Source organism: Sphingobium sp. 15-1 (assembly GCF_013375535.1).
Taxonomy (GTDB): domain Bacteria; phylum Pseudomonadota; class Alphaproteobacteria; order Sphingomonadales; family Sphingomonadaceae; genus Sphingobium; species Sphingobium aromaticivastans.
The window spans coordinates 158,593-178,481 of the sequence record NZ_JABXJG010000003.1 but is presented as its reverse complement, the minus strand read 5'-3'; the positions used below and the strand labels follow the sequence as shown (position 1 = coordinate 178,481).

Annotated in this window: 20 protein-coding genes and 1 pseudogene; 9 read left to right on the top strand and 12 right to left on the bottom strand. The window is 60.7% G+C overall.

Features of this window, described 5'->3' with window-relative positions:
* Positions 1-41 precede the first annotated feature (41 nt).
* Positions 42-818 carry a transposase gene (locus tag HUK72_RS23850; protein WP_176599045.1) on the top strand — a complete coding sequence of 259 codons (777 nt, stop codon included), beginning with the start codon at positions 42-44 and terminating at the stop codon, positions 816-818.
* Positions 819-1,019: 201 nt separating this feature from the next.
* On the opposite strand, the gene HUK72_RS27440 is transcribed toward HUK72_RS23850, so the two are convergent.
* Entirely contained in the window at positions 1,020-1,148 is a 129-nt protein-coding gene (locus tag HUK72_RS27440) for a hypothetical protein (protein ID WP_255325982.1), read from the bottom strand.
* 230 nt (positions 1,149-1,378) lie between these two features.
* Between HUK72_RS27440 and HUK72_RS23845 the strand changes: the two genes are divergently transcribed.
* On the top strand, positions 1,379-1,765 hold the full coding sequence (locus tag HUK72_RS23845) for a hypothetical protein (RefSeq protein WP_176599044.1): 387 nt from the start codon (positions 1,379-1,381) through the stop codon (positions 1,763-1,765).
* 599 nt (positions 1,766-2,364) lie between these two features.
* Here the strand turns inward: HUK72_RS23845 and groL are convergent.
* On the bottom strand, positions 2,365-3,990 hold the full coding sequence (gene groL, locus HUK72_RS23840) for a chaperonin GroEL (RefSeq protein WP_176599043.1): 1,626 nt from the start codon (positions 3,988-3,990) through the stop codon (positions 2,365-2,367).
* Positions 3,991-4,392: 402 nt separating this feature from the next.
* On the opposite strand from groL, the gene HUK72_RS23835 reads away from it, so the two are divergent.
* From HUK72_RS23835 to HUK72_RS23815, 5 genes are all read left to right on the top strand, one after another.
* Entirely contained in the window at positions 4,393-4,611 is a 219-nt protein-coding gene (locus tag HUK72_RS23835; RefSeq protein WP_176599042.1) for a hypothetical protein, read from the top strand.
* 314 nt (positions 4,612-4,925) lie between these two features.
* Complete coding sequence (locus HUK72_RS23830) at positions 4,926-5,081, top strand: hypothetical protein (protein ID WP_176599041.1); 156 nt, start codon at positions 4,926-4,928, stop codon at positions 5,079-5,081.
* A 266-nt stretch (positions 5,082-5,347) separates the two neighbouring features.
* The gene (locus tag HUK72_RS23825) at positions 5,348-5,554 is read left to right on the top strand and encodes a cold-shock protein (RefSeq protein WP_176599040.1); all 207 of its coding nucleotides are present in this window, start codon (positions 5,348-5,350) and stop codon (positions 5,552-5,554) included.
* Between the two features lie 60 nt (positions 5,555-5,614).
* Entirely contained in the window at positions 5,615-5,947 is a 333-nt protein-coding gene (locus tag HUK72_RS23820; RefSeq protein WP_176599039.1) for a DUF6481 family protein, read from the top strand.
* 581 nt (positions 5,948-6,528) lie between these two features.
* The gene (locus HUK72_RS23815) at positions 6,529-7,254 is read left to right on the top strand and encodes a spermidine synthase (RefSeq protein ID WP_176599038.1); all 726 of its coding nucleotides are present in this window, start codon (positions 6,529-6,531) and stop codon (positions 7,252-7,254) included.
* A 236-nt stretch (positions 7,255-7,490) separates the two neighbouring features.
* Here HUK72_RS23815 and HUK72_RS23810 read toward each other — a convergent pair whose 3' ends face one another.
* On the bottom strand, positions 7,491-8,612 hold the full coding sequence (locus HUK72_RS23810) for an IS110 family transposase (protein ID WP_176596067.1): 1,122 nt from the start codon (positions 8,610-8,612) through the stop codon (positions 7,491-7,493).
* Positions 8,613-9,601: 989 nt separating this feature from the next.
* On the opposite strand from HUK72_RS23810, the gene HUK72_RS23805 reads away from it, so the two are divergent.
* The gene (locus HUK72_RS23805; RefSeq protein WP_176599037.1) at positions 9,602-9,889 is read left to right on the top strand and encodes a hypothetical protein; all 288 of its coding nucleotides are present in this window, start codon (positions 9,602-9,604) and stop codon (positions 9,887-9,889) included.
* A gap of 361 nt (positions 9,890-10,250) precedes the next feature.
* On the opposite strand, the gene HUK72_RS23800 is transcribed toward HUK72_RS23805, so the two are convergent.
* Positions 10,251-11,333 (bottom strand): IS630 family transposase, encoded by a 1,083-nt coding sequence (locus tag HUK72_RS23800; RefSeq protein WP_176595971.1) that lies wholly within the window; start codon positions 11,331-11,333, stop codon positions 10,251-10,253.
* A 69-nt stretch (positions 11,334-11,402) separates the two neighbouring features.
* On the opposite strand from HUK72_RS23800, the pseudogene HUK72_RS23795 reads away from it, so the two are divergent.
* Positions 11,403-11,693: pseudogene (locus HUK72_RS23795) on the top strand (transposase); the annotation flags it as partial.
* Positions 11,694-12,015: 322 nt separating this feature from the next.
* Here HUK72_RS23795 and HUK72_RS23790 read toward each other — a convergent pair.
* The 8 genes from HUK72_RS23790 to HUK72_RS23760 form a co-directional block, all read right to left on the bottom strand.
* Positions 12,016-12,189 (bottom strand): hypothetical protein, encoded by a 174-nt coding sequence (locus tag HUK72_RS23790; RefSeq protein ID WP_176599036.1) that lies wholly within the window; start codon positions 12,187-12,189, stop codon positions 12,016-12,018.
* A gap of 3 nt (positions 12,190-12,192) precedes the next feature.
* A complete protein-coding gene (locus tag HUK72_RS27435; protein WP_255325981.1) occupies positions 12,193-12,405 on the bottom strand; it encodes a hypothetical protein in 213 nt (70 codons plus the stop codon).
* Positions 12,406-12,627: 222 nt separating this feature from the next.
* Complete coding sequence (locus HUK72_RS23785; protein WP_176599035.1) at positions 12,628-13,947, bottom strand: FAD-binding oxidoreductase; 1,320 nt, start codon at positions 13,945-13,947, stop codon at positions 12,628-12,630.
* 45 nt (positions 13,948-13,992) lie between these two features.
* On the bottom strand, positions 13,993-15,174 hold the full coding sequence (locus tag HUK72_RS23780) for a DUF1624 domain-containing protein (protein ID WP_176599034.1): 1,182 nt from the start codon (positions 15,172-15,174) through the stop codon (positions 13,993-13,995).
* A gap of 29 nt (positions 15,175-15,203) precedes the next feature.
* A complete protein-coding gene (locus HUK72_RS23775; RefSeq protein WP_176599033.1) occupies positions 15,204-15,596 on the bottom strand; it encodes a RidA family protein in 393 nt (130 codons plus the stop codon).
* Entirely contained in the window at positions 15,596-16,777 is a 1,182-nt protein-coding gene (locus HUK72_RS23770; RefSeq protein ID WP_369806054.1) for a DSD1 family PLP-dependent enzyme, read from the bottom strand. The genes HUK72_RS23775 and HUK72_RS23770 overlap by 1 nt, the downstream gene beginning before the upstream one ends.
* 100 nt (positions 16,778-16,877) lie before the next feature.
* Positions 16,878-18,419: an ABC transporter substrate-binding protein gene (locus HUK72_RS23765; protein WP_176599032.1), complete on the bottom strand. Its 1,542-nt coding sequence runs from the start codon at positions 18,417-18,419 to the stop codon at positions 16,878-16,880.
* The gene (locus HUK72_RS23760; RefSeq protein ID WP_176599031.1) at positions 18,416-19,855 is read right to left on the bottom strand and encodes an aldehyde dehydrogenase family protein; all 1,440 of its coding nucleotides are present in this window, start codon (positions 19,853-19,855) and stop codon (positions 18,416-18,418) included. The genes HUK72_RS23765 and HUK72_RS23760 overlap by 4 nt, the downstream gene beginning before the upstream one ends.
* Positions 19,856-19,889 lie beyond the last annotated feature (34 nt).

The window sequence follows — 19,889 nt, the reverse complement described above, 5'->3', positions numbered from 1 at the left end:
TTGGCTGAAATTTATGATTCGCCTTCTTGTGGAGGTGGACCATGGGCAGAGCATATTCGGGTGATTTGCGGGAACGGATATCGGCGCACGTAGCGGCCGGACATTCACACCGGGCGGCGGCCCGTCATTTTGGCGTTAGCGCGAGTTGCGCGGTGAAGTTGTTGCAGCGGGTGAAGCGCACGGGTTCCGCTGCTCCGTCACAAATCGGATGGCCACGTGGCGCCGGGAAGTTGGCGCCTTATATGGCTCAACTGACGGCCTGGGTGGATAGGGAAGCCGACATCACGATGTCGGAGTTGTCGAGCAAGCTTGCAGCGAAGATGGGTATAGTCGCCCACCCGGCATCGCTCTCTCGGGTGCTGATCCTAGCCGGATACCGGACAAAAAAAACGCTGCTGGCCAGCGAGTGCGGACGCGATGACGTTGCTCCTGCGCGTCTGCGTTGCGATCGCCTGGTCGCCCCTTGGGTGATCGACCAGCCAATGAATCGCCTCCTGTGCGAGACCTACATCGAAACCCAGTTGGCGCCGACGCTCAGCCCGGGTGATGTCGTTATCCTCGACAACCTGCCCAGCCATAAGAGCGAAAATGTCAAAGCCTGCCTTAAGGAGCGGGGCGCATGGATCCTTTTCCTTCCCCCTTATTCGCCCGATATCAATCCGATTGAAATGGCCTTTGCCAAATTGAAATCGCACCTGCCGCGCATCGGAGCTCGGACAATCGACGAGCTGTGGATGGCTCTCGGACACATATGCGACCTCTACTCCCCAGAGAAATGCCCCGCATACCTCAAGGCTGCCGGATATGCGTCCAACTAATCGCTAACCGCTCTAAATGTCAGCCCCTTGGGTGAACATAGGAACAGCCCCGCGTCCTGTCGGGGACGCGGGACTCTCCGCGAGCAAGGGTGCTCAGGCTCTCATTATAGGGCTGCTACCAGCTAGTGCGATGGGGCATGCGAATAGAGTTGAAAATTCGAGCTACCATGATTGTTTTCACTTGTAAGATCATTCAAGTATTCAGCTCTTCAAAGTGGCCAGGTTCACTCCTCCAGGCTTTTGTGAAGGATTGGAGACATTTTGCTTTTTCGGCTTTTCCGCCTTGGGCTTACGAAATTCGCGGTTGGATCTTTTCTGACTTTTAGCCATTTGAATATTCCTTCGAATAAATTCGCTGTGATTTTGTGACGCTACATGGGTTGTGCACTACAGGGCATGTGCATCAATCCGGATTGGCCGAAGCCGCTGGGGCTGCGATCAGTTCCGCCCAAATCCAAACCAGAGAGATTCGGCGTCCTCCAATGCCTCGAACATGTCTGCTTCCGCGTGCATCCGATTGAGATGACCACGCACTGCCTCGGGATTTCCTGAGCGAGGAAATGTCCGATCGGCCGCCGCTGCCCGCGCAAGATATCCAACCCATCCCGGTCGGCTTTGCTGACCTATTAACCAACTGCCAAATTGTTCGATCTGAAACTCCATATGTTGATCCATCACAATGGTTCATCGCGGGCGGAATCGACTGGGTCGGACTTGTCGCCGGCAAGCATCTGCGTCTCCTCCTCATCCTCCCGCGTAAATTCCCGAGCGATCGCTGCGTCTTCGGCGCTGAGGATGCGCCGCTTTCCCGCTTCGCGTGCCTCAGCCTCCCTGGCCTGAATGTCCCATGCCTTCGCCGCCGCGAGCGCGATCCTCCGTACCTTTTCAAGGTCAGAGACGGCAGCCACCTGCCGATGATGAGCTGCCTGTTGCCTGCACATGGCTGAGCTGTTGAACATGGCTGGTCTAGCGACGGCGGTGGGAGGGCGTGTTGCGGACCCACAAAGGCACCCAACGCCAATCGGTCGTCGGGCGATCATCGGAGCGTCCGGACGGCTCAGCTGGCTGTTCAAATCGACCGGGCCTGTCTCGAGCCGCATCCTGATCCCGCTGCAATGCGGCCTCTAATTCCCGAGGATCGATCTGGTGATGCTCGATGATCGCGCCTGTTCGGATACCTATGGTCGTCGCAATCCGACGGAAGCCTGTATGGGATTGAGCTTCCAGAGCTTCTTCCTCCGTTTCCACCATATAGGTGCCCGCAGACAGAAGCTTCTGGAAACCAGTCAGGCGGAAAGGGGCCGAAAATGTCACCGGCTTCCGTGTCGAGCGTATGGTCACGACAGCTTCGCACTGGCGGGGTGGCTTCGGGTCAGGTGGTCAGGCATAGGCTGCTCCCGATTGCAGGCGGGAGCACGATGGTCTCTCTGTCACAACATGCCTGCGGTATGATCGGGGTGATGAGGGAGTGTAACACGAAACGCCCGGACACATGCATCAATTCGTCAAGCATGGTGAACGGTGAGCGACCGGGCTTGAGAAGTCCTCAAAATCCTCCGCCGGAAGCTTTCATCCGCGGGCCGTCGCTGTTGGCGACCCATTCTGCAACTGCCACTTCGGTCGTAATCAGCAACCCGGCGATGGAGGCCGCATCCTGCAAAGCCGCGCGGACAACCTTGGTAGGATCGATGACGCCGGACTGGAAGAGGTTTTCATATTGCCCGTTCTGCGCGTTAAATCCCAGATTTTCGTCTCTCTCGTCCAACAAACGACCGGCAACCACGGCACCATCATATCCTGCATTCTCCGCGATCTGGCGGAGAGGCGCCTGAAGTGCCCGGCGGACGATGTCGATGCCGCGCCGCTGGTCGTCCTTGACGGGATCAAGGCTATCCAGCGCCTTCGACGCATAAAGAAGGGCCGTGCCGCCGCCCGGCAGGATGCCTTCCTCCACCGCCGCCCGGGTCGCATGGAGAGCGTCCTCCACCCGATCCTTGCGTTCCTTGACCTCCAGCTCCGAAGATCCGCCGACCTTGATGACGGCTACGCCGCCGGATAGCTTGGCACGACGTTCCTGGAGCTTCTCGCGATCATAGTCGCTGCTGCTGGCCTCGATCTGCGCCTGGAGCTCCGCGATGCGCGCCTTGATGGCTTCCGCGATGCCGGCACCGTGGATAATCGTGCTATTGTCCTTCGTGATCGTCACGCGCTTGGCGGTGCCGAGCCTGTCCAGCGTGACATCCTCCAATTTGATGCCAAGATCCTCCGTAACGACATCGCTTGCCGTCAATATGGCGATATCCTCCAGCATCGCCTTGCGGCGATCACCAAAGCCCGGTGCCTTCACGGCGGCGACCTTCAGCCCGCCGCGCAGCTTGTTGACGACCAGCGTCGACAGCGCGTCCCCCTCGATATCTTCGGCGATGATGAGCAGCGAACGGTGCGCTTTGGCGACCGCTTCCAATAAGGGTAGCATGGCCTGCACATTGCCCATCTTCTTCTCATGGATCAGGATGACCGGGTCCTCCAACTCGACCGTCATCTTCTCGCTGTCCGTGACGAAATAGGGCGACAGATAGCCGCGATCGAACTGCATGCCCTCGACCAACTCCAGCTCGAACTCGACGCTCGCTCCCTCCTCGATGGTGATGACGCCTTCTTTGCCAACCTTCTCCATCGCCTCGGCGATCCGGTTGCCCACCACCTCGTCACCATTGGACGAAACGATACCGACCTGGGCTATTTCCTGATTGTTCGATACCGGCTTGGACCGTGCCTTAAGTTCGGTGACCACGGCGGCAACGGCGAGGTCGATGCCGCGCTTGAGATCCATCGGATCGATGCCCGCCGATACCGACTTCATCCCTTCCCGAACGATCGCCTGCGCAAGGACGGTCGCCGTAGTGGTGCCGTCTCCGGCGTGATCATGCGCTCTGGACGCTACCGCGCGGATCATCTGCGCGCCCATATTCTCGAACTTGTCCTTGAATTCGATTTCCCTTGCGACGGTGACGCCGTCTTTTGTGATCCGGGGCGCCCCAAAGCTCCTGTCAATGAGGACATTGCGCCCCTTGGGACCCAAGGTCACGCGCACGGCGTTGGCGAGAATATCGACGCCGCGCGCAATGCCTTCGCGGGCCTCGTGCGCGAATTTCAGGTCCTTGGCAGTCATGGTTTGGGTCCGATTTTCCTGGCGCTGGTCTGCGACGGAATGTCGCTTTCACAAGCGGAAGCCAGCGCTGCCAAATTGCGAGCTGGCAGTCCTAGAACGGACCGCCGATGAACCTGATATGCGCTCTGCGGCAACCAAAGACAAGCTGGACGCAATATGTCGGTGCCGATCAACGATCCCTTAGAACGGGGTGGCCCCGTTGCAGGCCATGAGCGGAAATGGTGTGTCGAAGGTGGAATAACAGGCACTCACGTGAGGATATTTTTTCTCTCGAATTTTTGAGGACGCGGCAATGTTGTATGATTGTCGATTAAGCCTATATAACAAATCATCAAGTGCACAGCAATGTAGGCGTTCTTGACTGAGAGACCATCGCGCTCCCGCTTACCAAGGGAGTCGTACATGGATATCAATCAGCTTTATTCCGAGCATCAGATTTCGCTCATGCACGCCGCCGATGCGATCAGTGAGCCAGCACGCCGCCAGCATTTGGCGGCAGCGGGCATTATCGGCGGTAAGATCTTCGACCTGCTTTCCTCGAAAGAAGCGGCTGCATCGGTGAACTGGCTGCCCTGGACGGATCAGTCTCGCCTGGGAGCAGGCTTGGTTGGGTCGGCATGACCGCGGACGCGACCACACCGGGGCGCCCGCGAAGACGAGCGTTCGTTAGCCGCGAGCCACGGATCTCTCCTGATCAGGCGAGACGGCAGGGTTTGATCACCCATCTTGCTTTCGTGCTTCTGGGGCAGGAGGAGGCAATCCGCTTTCTAAACACCCACAATGCCTCGCTGGGCGCCCGGCCCCTCGATCTGGCAATTGCCGATGCAGCGGGATATTCAAGGGTGGAAGGTGCGGTCCAGCTCCTTGCCCGCCCCGCAGCCGGCGGCCGGCAGTAATCTTGCTCGTCAACCCGTGCTCACCAGATTGGACAAAAGATGACCGTTGTCCCGACAGACGAAACGGAACTCATGGCTCGCTATGGCATCATCAAGGTGCCGGCATATCGCTACCATTATCGTGACTGGCGATATTCGACCTTGGACGATGTACTTGCTCAAGCCAGGCGCGATGAGGCGGCGCGCTCGAAGTGATTAGCGCGCCGCGACATTTGGTCGTATCACAGGTGCGAAATCGAAGAAATCTGAAGACGGATTTACCGGCAGATGGAAAAATAGTCGCTCGGTCGCCGGATTGGTTTTTGTATTTCCATCGATTTGTGCTATCAACGCCTCGCTGAACGTCGCGCTTAGACGGATATCGGGCCGCTTTGGCTCTCCCTTGTCCCACATTTGCCTCTCGAAGCCGGGATGCCCGCATTGTCGCGTGCACCCATGAAATTTGGACAAGGAGCCCCAATATGGTCATCGGAACAGTCAAATTCTTCAATGCCGACAAAGGCTATGGCTTCATCGCGCCGGAAAGCGGCGGCGGCGACGCCTTCGTGCACATAACCGCGATTGAACGCGCAGGCATGCGCACGCTCGAGAAGGATCAGCGCGTGTCCTACACACTGGAAACGGATCAGCGCGGCAAGGCCTCGGCAACCAACCTTCAGCCTGCCTGAAGGAGGGTCGGGCGGTTTCGACCGCCCCCCACTCGAATTTGAAACAGGACTTTCCTCTTAATGAAAAGATATAAGGAACCGCACTTCCAGGAGCGCATAGCCGCTGCGGCGAGCGCCCGGACAGAGGTTCTCGAGCGACTGCGGACGAAAGTGCCCGTGGTTCGGGCCGTTACCCCCGATCAAACAGAACGCCGTCTGACAAAGGAAGCTGTGGCGCGGAAAAAGCGCCAGGAGGCCCTGCTCGTGACGAAAGAGCAAAAAGCTGCCAGACGTGCGCAGGCCAATGGAATGGCCGCGGCGAAGGTCCAGCATAAGCCCGAACTCAGTGAGGCTGAACGCAAGTCAGCCCGCGATGCGCGATATCTCGCCCGCAAAAACCGCCTATCGTCTTGAGCGGGATGCTGCAAAGCCTTTTGGCTGGTGCGGCACACTTGCAGATACAACCCCATATCTGTCGCCGCCATCGTCGCAAGCGCCCGATCAAAGGCCGCGCCGTGCAGCGAGGAACAAAAATAAATGCGGCTCGCGCCGCGAGGACCATCTATGAATATATTTTCCAAACCCGATAAACGCGCAACCCGCTCCTCATCCTTCCGCAGGCCGGAGGCATGCGCCTCCGGCATTGGCCGCCCGACGACCCTGTCGAGCAGTGAACTGAAGCGCGTTGTCATAGCGATGGTGGGCTGACTTCATCCCCGGCAGAGCATTTGCCCTGCCGACCATCCAAGTTACAGTGAGGAATCTCCATGAGCCGAAAAGTAATTCGTCCATATCTCATCTTAAAGGATGATGATGGGAATTTCCGGCTCACGGTACGCGAGACCCGCTACAATTCCCAAGGCTATCCGCTGGTCACATCGCATATGCGGGAGGAGACATTCAAATCCGCAGCCGCAGTCCGCACCTTCGCTCGCGACGTGTTCAAGGCCGAACCTGGCCAATATGATCAGACGAAGTCGCGGTCTTAACACGGAATGACCATCCTGGCGCCGAAGGATGACCGGGCAATCCCGGTAGAGCTGGTTGACACCGCACAACTTCCCGACGGGGGTGAATTGCTCCTGTGGCGTCGAGGAGACGATTATTCGATCCGGTTCGGCGAAGATGAACTTATGGGCAATCAGGTTCGCCATTCGGAAGAAGCGCTGGCCAGACTGGTGTGCAAGCGGCTTTCCCACCCGAGCGCCCGCATCCTCATCGGTGGGCTCGGCATGGGCTTCACGCTGGGGGCTGCACTCTCCTCCCTTTCACCCGCCGCTGAGGTCATTGTTGCCGAACTTGTGCCTGAGGTCGTCAAATGGGCAAGGGGGCCGCTGGCGCATCTGTTTCAGGACCATCTCGTCGATCCCCGACTGTCACTTGAGATAACCGATGTCCATGACGTGATCGTCGGGCAGGAGGCCGCATTCGACGCTATTCTTCTGGACGTCGATAATGGTCCTGACGGGATGATCCACCTTGCCAACGAGCGGCTCTACTGCAGCTGGGGATTGCGGGCGGCGCGTGACGCACTGAGGCCGGGTGGCGTCCTCGCCATATGGTCGGCCTACACGGATGATGACTTTGTCGATCGTCTGGAGAACGCCGATTTCCATGTGGAGGAGGTGAGCATCCCTGCGCTGGCCGGCGAGGAACATGTGATTCTCATGTCCGAATTCAAGAGTGAGGTCGCGGGCTTCCAACCGCCTCTTTTGGCGTGAGAGGATATTGGCTGTGCAGGGTCGGACGCGGCGGCAGTAAGACGACGGTTGCTCAGACTCTGATACGCGGGTTGGATACCGCAGGACCGTGGTTCGTCTCGGGCCTTCCTCTGTCTCACGTCGCGCGAACTGAAGATCGCCGAATCACATCGAGGGTTGCCCTGACCGGCCACCGCGCCCGACGCTGCACAGCATGATGAGAAATTTGCTGCTCCTTTTTGCCTGGTTGCGGGGGTTCAAGCGGTTTGCGCCGGAGCGGGAGTCTGGATGGCTATCGCCCAGACGAAGGCGGCGAGTTCGCGTGCGATGGCGACTGTCACGACATTCTTGGGCCGTCCTGACCGCAGCAATCGACGGTAGCGCGCGCAGAGGCGAACCTGCGCCTTCCACGCGATGTCCCGCGCTTCCTGGGAGAGATTGGCACTGCGACGGAGGAGGTCTCCGGCGATCCGCGCCGGGAGCCGATACGTCCAGGCGCTCTCCACCAACATGCGGCGGGCCCGGCTATTGCCTGCCTTGGTGATTTTGCCCTGTGAGCGGGTTGACCCCGACGACCGTTCGCGTGGCACAAGTCCGAGCCATCCCATAAGCTGACGCGGATTGGCGAAGCGCCGGAAATCACCCACTTCCGCGATGATGGTTACCGCCGCGATGAGCGATACGCCACGCAATGCCTGGATAGCCGCCACCACTGGATGGAGAGACCAGCTGGGAAGCAGTGCTTCGACTTGCTTCTCAAGTCGCGAACGGCGATCCTCAGCCTGCTCGATGGCCCGGTTATACTCCTCGAACGCTATCTGCTGAGCCGGATGATCGAAACGCTGGTCGCCGAGCCAGCGGCGGTGTTTTTTGCTCCAATGCTTGATGCCATCCTTATAGATCCGGCCGTGGCGCAGGAGGAATGACAGCAGTTGTTGTCGTGCCCGGCGCACCGTTTCCACCGCGGAAATCCGCGCTCGAACGAGATCACGCATGGCTTCGTGCTCCGTGTCGGGCACCCAGATCGATGTGAGTTCACCGGCGCGAAACAGGCTGGCCAGAACGACGGCATCGCGGCGGTCGGTTTTGACCTGGCTGCCGGGCCGGGCCGGCGTCATCGAAGGCGCCACTACATGACACGTATAGCCCAGTTCGATCAGTTGCCGATACAGACCATACCCGGTTGGTCCTGCTTCGTAAGCGAAGGCCAGCGACCCGTGCTTTGCCGTCAGCGTCTTGACCAGCTTGGCTACCGCCTCCGGTTTGCTCGAAATGGTTCCGTAAAACCGCACCTCGCCACGGCGACCACCGTCGGCGATCGCGACCGCGATCGTTTCCTTACTTACATCCAGCCCGATAAATGTTGTATTCCGTTCCATGGCTCGTCTCCCATGTCTGAGGCTCTGGTCGCAATACTAACCCTCGATACCGACATGTTCGAGGCGAGCCACCTGAAACCACCTCGGACATGGCGTCTCACACGATCTGGCTGGCATCCAAGGGCGATTGAGGTCGGCGGCTAACGATGAACCGGCGACATCCCGTGGCTAATCCGTTCGGCGCCAGAATCGGGTGTCCGCACAGGAAGCGGATGGACCGGACCTTGGAACGAAAAATCTTGAGCTTAGTCCGCCTCGCGCCGCGTTCATTATTGCTCCACTCTGATTTGGATTGCTGTGGGCTTGGCCTTAATCGTTCAGCAAAACAGCCAGTCCGGCCCCCGCAATCAGAAGGAACAGGCTATTCAGAATTACCACACGGAAAAAGGTGTCGTCCCGAAACAGGTTGGCAGATAGTTGCAATGTGCTGAGCTTTCGTAGAAGGTTAGGCCTTGATACCGGGGGGACTCCGGCGACTGCGCCACCTTCGTTTTCCCAATCATCGATCGCTGACTCCAGTCTCCGTTCACGCTCCCATGAAAGGGAAGCCGCGCAACGTGTCCGCTCCCGCGCCACGCCCAGGGCGAGTCCCTGTCGTTCGACGTTGGTATGCAAATCACGTTCTCGCAATGATGGAGAGGGAGAATATATTGAGATAGACATGTCGCTCTCCTCGCCAAACGGGAGCATAAGTCTTTCTCAGTCACAGCATGTTTGGAAATTAGAGCTGGGATACAGCAGTATACCACATAGTGCATCAGGAAGCTAACGGACTTGTCCTCCGGCGATGCAGGAAAATGGGCCATTAAATCACTCGACCGCGTGACCGGTTAGCAGAGGGGAGAACATGGCCACTCCTCAAGTGCGCGAGCGCGATTGTCTCTCGCTGCCGGCGAGCAGTGAGATCGAAGCCGCGATGGCAGAGTGTACAACACATGGCCTCGGTTGCCTGACAGCCCCATCGATTCCTCCCGGTATATGAACAATGGATGCTGAGCGGTGTTATAGCCTTTATGGCTCCACCTCCCATTGAACAAGCCGCCAATGCCCTCGTCGCTGAGGTTCAAAGGCAATCCGCAACCCGCCAGGCTTTCTATGATCCTGAAGGTGACTTTCATTTGAGCGCTACAGCGTTGGTCCGATCCGTCGTCACCTCCTTGCGAGAACCCTCTGAGCAGATGATAGACGCAGCCATCTACGAGGAGAGTACCGACCCTCGTGCAACGGCGAAACATGTTTGGCAGACCATGATCGACGTCATGCTGGAGGAAGGGTGACAGTCTTACATCCCCAGATGGTCGAATGCGGTGCGGCAGGTTCCTCGGCGATGGGATTGGCAGCTTTGCCGAGTCACCCGCTGCCGACCCACCATTCCGGAAGTGGCCATTTGACGCGCCTATTTTGAATAGCTGATGGGGTGCACGCCCCCCCGACGGCATCATTGTGCCAAAGTGGAGGTGTTGAAACACCACTGAGGGAGGCGTCCGTGTCCCAGGTTACCACAATCGGTTTGGATATCGCCAAGACTGTTTTCACGCACACGGCGCGGACGAGCGCGGTGCAATGGTGTTCAGCAGGAGGCTGACGCGAGGGAAGCTGCTCGACTTCTTCGCGGGCCAGCCAAGATGCGTTGTCGCGCTAGTGGATTGATTCCAACGTTTGGAACCCTCGGTTTCGGGCTGCGATGATGTCGTCGGGATTGGCTTTCCAGATGAAGGGTTTGGGGTTTGCGGCGTTGTATTCGCGGATGAAGCGATTGATGGCGGCCTGGAGATCGACGAGGGAATGGAAGACCCCGTGTTTGAGCCGGCGTCGGGTCAGCTTGGCGAAGAAGCCCTCGACGGCATTGAGCCATGAGCTGGAGGTTGGCGTGAAATGGAAGGTCCAGCGCGGATGGCGGGCGAGCCATTGCTGGACCTTGTCCTTTTTGTGTGTCGCATAGTTGTCGAGGATCACGTGGATCGCTTTGTCCGCCGGCACTTCGCGCTCGATACGGTTGAGGAAACGGATGAACTCCTGATGACGATGGCGCTGCATGTTCTGCCCGATGACCGTTCCGTCCAGCACATTGAGAGCGGCAAACAGCGTGGTCGTGCCGTGCCGCTTGTAATCATGGGTCATGGTGCCTGCGCGGCCCTTCTTCATCGGCAGGCCGGGCTGGGTGCGGTCGAGCGCCTGGATTTGCGACTTCTCATCGACGGACAGCACCACCGCATGAGCCGGCGGATCGACATAGAGGCCGACGATTTCGGTGAGCTTCTCGGCAAACGCCGGGTCGTTCGACAGTTTGAAGCTGCGCCAGCGGTGCGGGCTGAGACCGTGCGCCTTCCAGATCGCCTGCACCGTCGAGGCGGCAACGCCAGCCACCTTCGCCATGGCGCGCAACGTCCAGTGGGTCGCCTCGTGCGGGGGCGGCTCATGCGTCAGGCGGACGATCTCGGCGACATGCGTGGGCGGGATCGGCGCCTTGCCGGGCGGACGGGATTTATCGCGAAGCAGACCCTCGACGCCTTCGTTCATGAAGCGTTCCTGCCATCGCCAGACGCAGGTCTTGGACTTGCCCGTCGCGGCCATGATCGCCGAGGTACCCAGACCATCGCCGCTCAGCAGCACAATACGGGCCCGCCAAACGTGCTTCTGCGGGCTCTGCGGGGCCGCTGTAATGTCGCACAATCGCTGACGGTCGGCGGCGGACAGGGTGAAAGTGATGCCATCGCGCATCCTCTCAGACTCGCACGCCAGCAAGCCGATGGGAATCCCCCATCGGACTCTTTTGTTCCGGTCAATCCACTAGAAGCGTGCGGCGGAGCACATCACTGGGCGCGCCAACTGCAGGCGATGGGGTACGAGGTCCGGCTGATCCCTCCGGCTTACGTCAAGCCGTTCATGAAGAGGCACAAAAACGACGCGATTGATGCGGAGGCGATCTGCGAGGCAGCGCAGCGCCCCGGCATGCGCTTCGTGGCGGTGAAAACCGAGGCACAGCAGGCAGCAGGGCTGGCGTTCCGCACGCGCGTTCTGGTGGTGCGCCAGCGTACGCAGCTCATCAACGCGATCCGTGGCCACTTGGCGGAGTATGGCAGGTCGAACAGGCGATCGAACCCAACGGTCGACATTCGGAACGGGTAAAGTCGAAGTTTGTCCTCATATCCAAGTCCTCCTTTGAGCAACAAGTTTATGAAGATGCGTCCAAGAGAGCGGGCGCTCTCCATGCCGGATCCTGCCGGCATCCGGCAGCGGTTTATCCGGTATGCTCTGGTGGTTTTTCAAGCCCCTCGATCATCATGCAAAATGCGCGAATTCAGCGCATCGAAAAGGTGACCGGGAGTGGCAGGCGAGGCGCGTTCTCCGCCTTCGCCCCGCCTGCCATTTCAATTCGGATCCGATATTAGGCTGCCTCTCTTTATAGCACGAGATCCGATGCCCACAGATCCATCTGCCGTTCGACCGCCAGCGTTAGTATGCGCAAGCGCGCAATCTCGGCGCCGTCATCCTTTCCGGCGGCCGTCAGCGCGGCCAGCACCCGGTTCAGCCGGTCACGCTCCCCGCAAAGATAAGCCAGAAATCGGTTTGACATGGCTCAATGCGGACTTGCGTCTAGGTCGCGCAGCGCATCCATCACATCGTCGACCGAGAATGGACGCCTTACATTGGGTGGCTTCCTCAGGGCGGGTTGGCCATCAACCGCATGAGCATCCGAGGCCCAAGAGGCCAGAATGGATCGCTTCACCTCTGGCTCGAATTGAGGATGATGAACAACGTCCAAGGGATGTTGAAAATGGGAGAGGGACATTGCATTGCCTCCTTTCTTCCTATCCTCTTCCTTTTACGGCCGATAGCGGCCAGAAGGGAAAATTATGCGCTCCTCCGATGTTGTCAAGATCACCGCGCGTATCGCCTGAGTTGGACACGGACTGCCAAAACGGAACGTCTGCTGCTCGGACACCAATTAGACGGATGGATGGCGGCAGAGGGTCGGTCACGGCAAACAGTGATTTTTCTGCTATTGCAAGGGTTAGAGCGATCCGACCTTGATCTTTGATCCATCGAGAAGCCGACTGAGCCGGAAGTGCGACGGATCTACCGCCGGTTTGTCCTGAGCGACCAATTGTGCTGCCAGATAACCGATGCCGGGGCCCAGTCCAAATCCATGGCCCGAGCAGCCTGCTGCCAAATATAAGCCGCCCACCGTGCCGGTGGCGGAGATAACCGGTATGGCATCGGGTGTGCAATCGACATAAGCACCCCAGGCATGGTCGATCTCGATTTCGTTCAACTGAGGAAAGGTGCCGCGCACATTGTCCAAGATCGCGTTGACCAACCGACGGCTCGGGGCGGGATCAAGGATGCGGTTGCGCTCGAAAATGCGGTCGCTGCCGAAAAGGGCGGCCAGCGATTCCGGGCCTTCGATGAAGGAGCGGCCGACCTGCATCCTGACGGCCTTCAGCCGCTGGATGAATTGCGGCATGAATGCGCGCGCAAAGGCAATGCCTTGGGGGGTCAGTTCCAGCGCGGCGCGCCCGCTGATCGCCAAGGTGTAGCTTCCGTCGAGGCGGCGGGTCATCGCCAGATCGGGGCAGTAAAGAACTTCGCCAACATTCACCGTCGGCTTGGTGCGGATGGCGGTCTGCCGTACGCTCGCCTGCGGAAAGGTGACCCCATGGCGACGCAGAAAGCCGGAAGCCCAGGCACCCGCCGCACAAAGGACTGCGTCGGCCCTGATGAAGCCCTTTTCGCTGTGGACGCCTGTGACCTTCCCATTGCTGATGTCCAGGCTCCGTACGGCGCAATTCTGGTGAAGGGTTGCGCCGAACGCTCGGGCGCCTTCGGCGAGAATCGGCGCAGCGAGGGCCGGTTCGGCTTTGCCATCCGCGACGGAGTGCAGACCGCCGACCCATTTGCGGCGGGTTTCCGGGATGCTCGCGGCGGCCTGCGCGGCGCTCAGCATATGGGTTTCGACGCCGAACTCGCGGGCTGTCGGGCGCCAGGCTTCCCAACCCGCGAGCATCGCGGCATCGTCGGTCGTATAGACAAGGCCGGTGCGGCGAAATCCCAGATCCTGCCCGATTTCACCGGCCAGACTGTCCCACAGCGACATGGAGAGAAGCGACAGGGGCATCTCGCGCGGGTCGCGGTTCTGCAGGCGGCACCAGCCCCAAGTGCGGCTGGACTGCTCGCAGGCGATATGACCCTTTTCGAGCAGAGCGACGGACAGGCCCCGCTTCGCCAGATAATAGGCCGATGCGGCCCCGACGATGCCACCGCCGATGATGACGACGTCCACGGCATCAGGCAGGCTCTCGTTGCTCGGGACAGGACGAACGGCAGGATACATTCGGGGAACCTCTATCGATGGGCGGGGCGAGCCGTTATCGGCGCATTACAGATATTTGAGCCACCAGATGTCCTTGCGCCGTTTCTTGAGGTTCGAGAACCAGCGCGTCGGAAAATAGAGCGGCACGATCAGACCCAGATACCAGACCCACACCCAGCCGAGCGAGTCCACGCCGAAAATGTCGCCGTGGTTGGTGCCCCAGATCGCCCGCGCGGTCAGGTAGAGGACGCGCAGCAGATAGAGGTGGAAGAGATAGAAGAACATGGGCGCACCGCCCATGACGGACAGCCAGTGCGTCAGTCGGGTGTCATTCGCCCGCTCGAAGGCGGCGAGCAGGATGAGGCCGATGCCCAGCGTCGGCAGCAGGAACAGCAGCGACGGGGGATATTTGGTGAGCGCAAGAAAGCTCATGACTGTACGGAGCGGCTCGCCGGGCACGACGAACCAGGGCGCGTCGCCATAGATGTTGAGTGCGCGCAGGATCAGGAAGCCGACGATCATGGCTGCGCCGTTCGCCAGCAACGTGGGGCGACGTTCCCCGGCGGTCAATGTCGAAAACCAGCCGCCGGCCGACCATCCCAGGCAGATCACGCCGATCCAGGGCAGGATGGGATAGTTGAACTTGATGACCGTGCCTGCCAGTTCAATCTGAGAGCGTTCGTGGATGATGGCCCAGGGCACGAATAGCGGATGGCCGGGCGGAAAGACGATGTCATCGAGCAGATTGTGTCCCGCGACCAGCGCAATCCCCAGTAGCAGGATGACGCGCGCGGGCAGATGAATGAGCGCCGCCAATATGATCATGCAGAGGCCGATGGCCCAGATCACCTGTAAAAAGACGAAGTGCGGAAACAGCTCGGCACGCCAGGAAAAATTCACCAGCGTCAGTTCCAGCAGCACGAGGAAAGCGCCACGGCTGAGCAGGAAACGGCTGGTTTCGGCCGGACTGTGGCGCTGGCCGTAGAGATAGGCCGACAGGCCGGTCAGAGCGACGAAGATCGGCGCGCAAAGCGTGCTGGTGATCCGGGTGAAGAACAGCGCAGGCACGATCGTCCGCGCGTCCACCGGGTCGCCCACGGGCATGTAGAGGAACCAGGTTTCCCGCACATGGTCGAGCAGCATGATGACCATGACCAGCCCGCGCAGGGCATCGATGCTTTGCAGCCGTGATCCGCTGACTGCCGGACTGTGCGCGGTCGGTGCGGACGGGTAAGCGAGGGTAGCCATGGGCGCCTCCGGTTGACGAGGGGAAAGGTCTAGGCCTGAAGGCGAGCGATGGCGTCCACCTCGACCAGAAAGCCGTAATGCAGCTGAGGAACCGGAACGACCGTGCGGGCGGGCCGGGCATCGCCGAGCATGTCGGCGTAGATGCGGTTGAATTCCGGCCAATTCTCCACGCCCACGATATAAGCGGTGACCCGGCACAGATCATCCGGCTGGCCGCCCGCCGCCTCCAGGATCGCCAGCATGTTGGCGAGTGCCTGCCGTGCCTGCGTCTCAAAGCCCATGTCGGGCAGCGGAGCCTTGTCGGCGCGGATGGGCAACTGACCCGAAATATAAAGATCGTCACCCGAACGCATGGCCTGGGAATAATGGCCCGCCGGCGCCGGTGCGGCTTCGGTCAGGATCGGTTGTGGCCTGTCGTTCATCACCATCCTCCAAAGCGCTGCCACTCGCCATGGACGATGTCCGAGGCGCCATGGACGACATGATAGCTGCGGTGCTGCGCGCCGGTGGCGCAGGCATGATTGGGGAGGATGCGGACCCGGTCGCCGATCTTGAGGTCCGGCAGCGAAGCGTCCGTTCCGGGACGCACCATGATGATGCCATGTTCCTGATTGGCGTCAGCCAGGATCAGATCGTCATAGGGCTGTCCGCTGCTGTCGCAGACGATGCCATAGCCCTGATTGATCTCCTGCTTTGCCGTGCCGCGATCCTGCGACATCGCCATCCAGCCCGCATCGATCAAGATCCAGCCCTTTTCCCGCTGATGGCCGATCACGGTCGCGAGAACGGAAAGCGCAATGTCCTCGACCCCGCAGATGCCGACCCCGGCCATGACCAGATCGAAAAAGACGAAGACGCCCGCGCGCACTTCCGTCACGCCCGTCAGGTCCGTGGCGTGATGCGCGGTCGGCGTGGACCCCACGCTGACCACCGGACAGGGCAAGCCCGCGTCGCGCAGGATCGTGGCCGCGTCCACGACGCTGCGGCGCTCTTCCTCAGCGCAGCGGCGCAGTGCTTCTTCGCCGCGCGCGGCATAGCTCCCCCCGGCATGCGTCAGCACGCCGCGGAGTTCGCCGCCTTCGACCAGCGCCTTGCCGATCGCGACAAGACGATCCCCTTCCCCCGGCAGGACACCGGAGCGATGGCCGTCGCAATCGATCTCGATCAGCGCGGGAATGGGGTCGCCCGCTTCCCGCGAGGCTGCCGCGACTGCCTGAGCCTGCTCGACGGTATCGAGCACGACGGCCAGATCGACCCCTTGCCTGCGCAGCGCAATGACCTTGGCCAGCTTCCACGGAGCGATGCCGACGGCATAGATGATGTCGCGAACGCCCGCCGCTGCAAAAAATTCCGCCTCCTTGAGGGTCGATACCGTGGCCGGCCCCTGGGGCGTGGCCATGACGCGCTGGGCGACCTCCACCGATTTCGCCGTCTTGAGGTGCGGTCGCAGGGTCACGTCCAACGGGACGAGCCGTTCCCGCAGCCGGGCGATATTGCGGTCCATGCGGTCCGCGTCCAGAACAAGGCAGGGCGTTTCCAGATCGCCAAGGCGCGTGCCGGTGTCCGGGTTCTGAACATTTTCCAAAGTCTCTGCTGCGCTCACGGTCTATGTCCTTGCTGATCTTGAAGGCGATGCTGCATGACGCTGTGCAATCACGCAATTAACGGTTCATGCATGTCTGGATAAGGTCAGGCTTAACCCCTTACCCGTCCCACCAGACATGTTCGGCAAATGTATATCCCATGAAACCGCCCAAAGGCACGGGATAGAGGCCCCTCACCCGGCGATCATGGCCATCGAGCAGGCTGATGAAAACGGGGATGGCGCTGCCGCAATATTGGCGCACAAGGCCCTGCATCTCCCCGTAAAGCTGCCTGCGCTTCGCCTGATCCGACTCTCCCCGCGCTTCCAGCAGCAGACGGTCGAACCGGGGGTTCTTCCAGCCCGATTCATTCCAGGTCGCATCCGACTTGTAGAACAGGCTGAAGATCATGTCGGCGGTGGGGCGGGGATTGCTGTTCCCGAAGCCGAGCGGATGCTTCATCCAGTGCGTCGACCAGTAACCGTCTGCCGGCACGCGGTTGACGGCAAGGTTCAAGCCCGCGCGCGAGCCATATTCCTGAAGGACCGATGCCATATCGACCGACCCTTCGGCCGCCGGGGAGGCATAGAGTGGCAGGCGCATACCGGCGATGCCCGACCTTTGCAGGTGCCATTTTGCCCGATCCAGATCGAGTTTGGTCTGGGGCAAGTCGGTGCGGAAATAGGGATGGGAAGGCGGAATGGGATGATCATTGGCGATGGTCGCATAGTTGCGGAACAGCGCGCGGTTGATCAGCGGCCGGTCGAGCAGATATTTGATCGCCGCGTTGAAATGCGGGTTGGATGTCGGCAGCCGGTCCTGCCGGATGATGAGATTGGTGTAGAGGCCGGATTTGGTTTCGATGATGCCGTGGGCAGGCGACGCGAGGATGCGCCGGGTCGACCGGGGATTGACCGCGTTGATGAGGTGCACGTCGCCCGAAAGCAGCGCGTTGACCCGGCTGACCTCGTCCGGGATGCCGATCAGTTCGATCTCGTCCAGATAGGGTTTGCCGGGCTTCCAGAAATTGGGGTTGCGCCGGACCAGTGTGCGGATGCCGGGGCGGAACTGGGCCAGTCTGAAAGGGCCGGTCCCGTTTGCCGAGCGGAAATCCTTTTGCCCGTCCGCGACGATCAGGAAATGGGATTGGGCGAGGATTGCGGGCAGATCGGCGTTGGGACCGACCAGTCTGATCTGTAATTCCAGCGGCCCGGTCGCCCTGATCTGTGCAAACTGCCGGGCGATGTCGGCCATTTTCGAGCCGACGCGCGGGTCTTTATGGCGGAGCAGGGAAAAGACCACATCGGCCGATGTCAGGCTCTTGCCATTGTGGAAGGTCACGCCTTTGCGCAGCCGCACATGCCAGACTGTCTGGTCCCGGCTGACCATGGTTTCGGCCAGTGCCGGCCGGGGATTGAGCGCTCGATCCAGTTCCGTGAGGCCGCTATAGAGCATGAAGTGCCGGACATAGTCGGTGTTGAGCGCGCCCTTGGCGGGATCGAGCGTGTCCGCCGTCGAGGTCGACGTACTGGCGACACGGATGCGCCCGCCGGTGCGTGGGCGACTTGCACTGGCGGCGGCGCCTGGCAGGAGGATGCCGCCCGCGCTCATCGCCAAGCCCGTTCCGAGCAGGTCGCGCCGGCTGAAAAGCGGATCGCTCATGCCGGGAAATAGCCCAATATCGCCTTGGTTTCGAGATATTCCTCCAGACCGAAGACGCCATATTCGCGGCCATTGCCGGACTGCCTGTAGCCGCCGAACGCGGCAAAGCCGTCCCAGGCGGGATGGTTGATATGCACCTGTCCGGCCCTGATCCGGGCGGCGACGCGGCGCGCACGGTCAAGATCGCCCGATTGGACATGGGAACCCAGGCCATAGATGGTGTCGTTGGCGATACAGATGGCGTCCTCTTCATCCTGATAAGGGATCAGGCAAAGGACCGGGCCGAAGATTTCCTCCTGGGCGATCCGCATATCCGGCCGGACTTCGGAGAAGATCGTCGGTCTGGCGAAATAGCCGCGCGACAGGCCTTCGGGTCGATCCGGCCCACCGTATAGCAGCTTCGCGCCTTCCGCGATGCCGACGCCGATCATGGCCTGCACCTTGTCGAACTGGCCGCGGTTGGCGAGGGGGCCGAGAACCGTGTCTTCCGCCAGCGGATCGCCCACCGTCATCGATGCCGCAGCGGCAACGGCCAGCGCTTCGACTTCCAACAGTCGTCCGGCAGGCACGAGCATCCGCGTCGGTGCGCTGCACGACTGCCCGACATTGCGGAACGCCGCCGCCACGCCGAGTGGCACGACCTGCGCGAAATCGGCATCGTCCAGCAGGATATTGGGCGATTTGCCGCCCAGTTCCTGCGTGACCCTTTTGACGGTCGGCGCGGCCGCCTGCGCGACCAGCACGCCGGCCCGGGTCGATCCGGTGATGGAGATCATGTCGATATCGGGATGCGACGCGATGGCCGCGCCAACCTCCGGGCCGGTTCCGCTCACCATGTTGAAGACGCCCGGCGGCGTCCCGGCATCATGCATGATCTGCGCGAACAGATGGGCGCTGAAGGGCGACAATTCGCTGGGCTTGAGGACGATGGTACAGCCCGCCGCGATGGCCGGCGCGACCTTGGCCGTGATCTGGTAGAGCGGCCAGTTCCAGGGGGTGATGAGGCCGCAGACGCCGATCGCCTCCTTTGCGATGGCCGTCGTCCCCTGCTGGCGGATGAAGGCATATTCGCCCAGCACCGCGATCGCGGCGCGGACATGCGCGATGCCGAACGGGACCTGCGATGCGCGCGAAAAGGCGATGGCGCAGCCCATTTCGAGGGTGATCGCCTGCGCAAGTTCCTCGAACCGTTCGTCCATCAACGTCAGGATAGTGTGCAGCAGGGCCGATCGCTCAGCGGGCGATGTCAGCGGGAAGGAAGCGAAAGCCTTGCGAGCCGCCGCGACCGCCATGTCCACATCCGGCGCGCTGCCGGCCGCGACCGATCCGATGATCTCCTCGGTCACTGGACTGGTCACGGCGATGGACGGCAGGCCTCCTGCCGGTGCCCGCCAGCAGCCATCGACATAGATTTGATCGCAAGACAGCACGGTCATTCATCCAATCTTTCAGGGTCAGGCGGGCAGCGCT

Bases quoted from the DNA above. Each gene is read 5' to 3' on its own strand.
- HUK72_RS23780 (WP_176599034.1), bottom strand. From the start codon at position 15,174: ATGGCTACCCTCGCTTACCCGTCCGCACCGACCGCGCACAGTCCGGCA.
- HUK72_RS23760 (WP_176599031.1), bottom strand. From the start codon at position 19,855: ATGACCGTGCTGTCTTGCGATCAAATCTATGTCGATGGCTGCTGGCGG.
- HUK72_RS23845 (WP_176599044.1), top strand. From the start codon at position 1,379: ATGTCCGATCGGCCGCCGCTGCCCGCGCAAGATATCCAACCCATCCCG.
- HUK72_RS23765 (WP_176599032.1), bottom strand. From the start codon at position 18,419: ATGAGCGATCCGCTTTTCAGCCGGCGCGACCTGCTCGGAACGGGCTTG.
- HUK72_RS23785 (WP_176599035.1), bottom strand. From the start codon at position 13,947: ATGTATCCTGCCGTTCGTCCTGTCCCGAGCAACGAGAGCCTGCCTGAT.
- HUK72_RS23790 (WP_176599036.1), bottom strand. From the start codon at position 12,189: ATGTCAAACCGATTTCTGGCTTATCTTTGCGGGGAGCGTGACCGGCTG.
- HUK72_RS23805 (WP_176599037.1), top strand. From the start codon at position 9,602: ATGCTGAGCGGTGTTATAGCCTTTATGGCTCCACCTCCCATTGAACAA.
- HUK72_RS23800 (WP_176595971.1), bottom strand. From the start codon at position 11,333: ATGCGCGATGGCATCACTTTCACCCTGTCCGCCGCCGACCGTCAGCGA.
- HUK72_RS23850 (WP_176599045.1), top strand. From the start codon at position 42: ATGGGCAGAGCATATTCGGGTGATTTGCGGGAACGGATATCGGCGCAC.
- HUK72_RS27440 (WP_255325982.1), bottom strand. From the start codon at position 1,148: ATGGCTAAAAGTCAGAAAAGATCCAACCGCGAATTTCGTAAGCCCAAG.
- HUK72_RS23830 (WP_176599041.1), top strand. From the start codon at position 4,926: ATGACCGTTGTCCCGACAGACGAAACGGAACTCATGGCTCGCTATGGC.
- HUK72_RS23775 (WP_176599033.1), bottom strand. From the start codon at position 15,596: ATGAACGACAGGCCACAACCGATCCTGACCGAAGCCGCACCGGCGCCG.
- HUK72_RS27435 (WP_255325981.1), bottom strand. From the start codon at position 12,405: ATGTCCCTCTCCCATTTTCAACATCCCTTGGACGTTGTTCATCATCCT.
- HUK72_RS23825 (WP_176599040.1), top strand. From the start codon at position 5,348: ATGGTCATCGGAACAGTCAAATTCTTCAATGCCGACAAAGGCTATGGC.
- HUK72_RS23815 (WP_176599038.1), top strand. From the start codon at position 6,529: ATGACCATCCTGGCGCCGAAGGATGACCGGGCAATCCCGGTAGAGCTG.
- HUK72_RS23820 (WP_176599039.1), top strand. From the start codon at position 5,615: ATGAAAAGATATAAGGAACCGCACTTCCAGGAGCGCATAGCCGCTGCG.
- groL (WP_176599043.1), bottom strand. From the start codon at position 3,990: ATGACTGCCAAGGACCTGAAATTCGCGCACGAGGCCCGCGAAGGCATT.
- HUK72_RS23810 (WP_176596067.1), bottom strand. From the start codon at position 8,612: ATGGAACGGAATACAACATTTATCGGGCTGGATGTAAGTAAGGAAACG.
- HUK72_RS23835 (WP_176599042.1), top strand. From the start codon at position 4,393: ATGGATATCAATCAGCTTTATTCCGAGCATCAGATTTCGCTCATGCAC.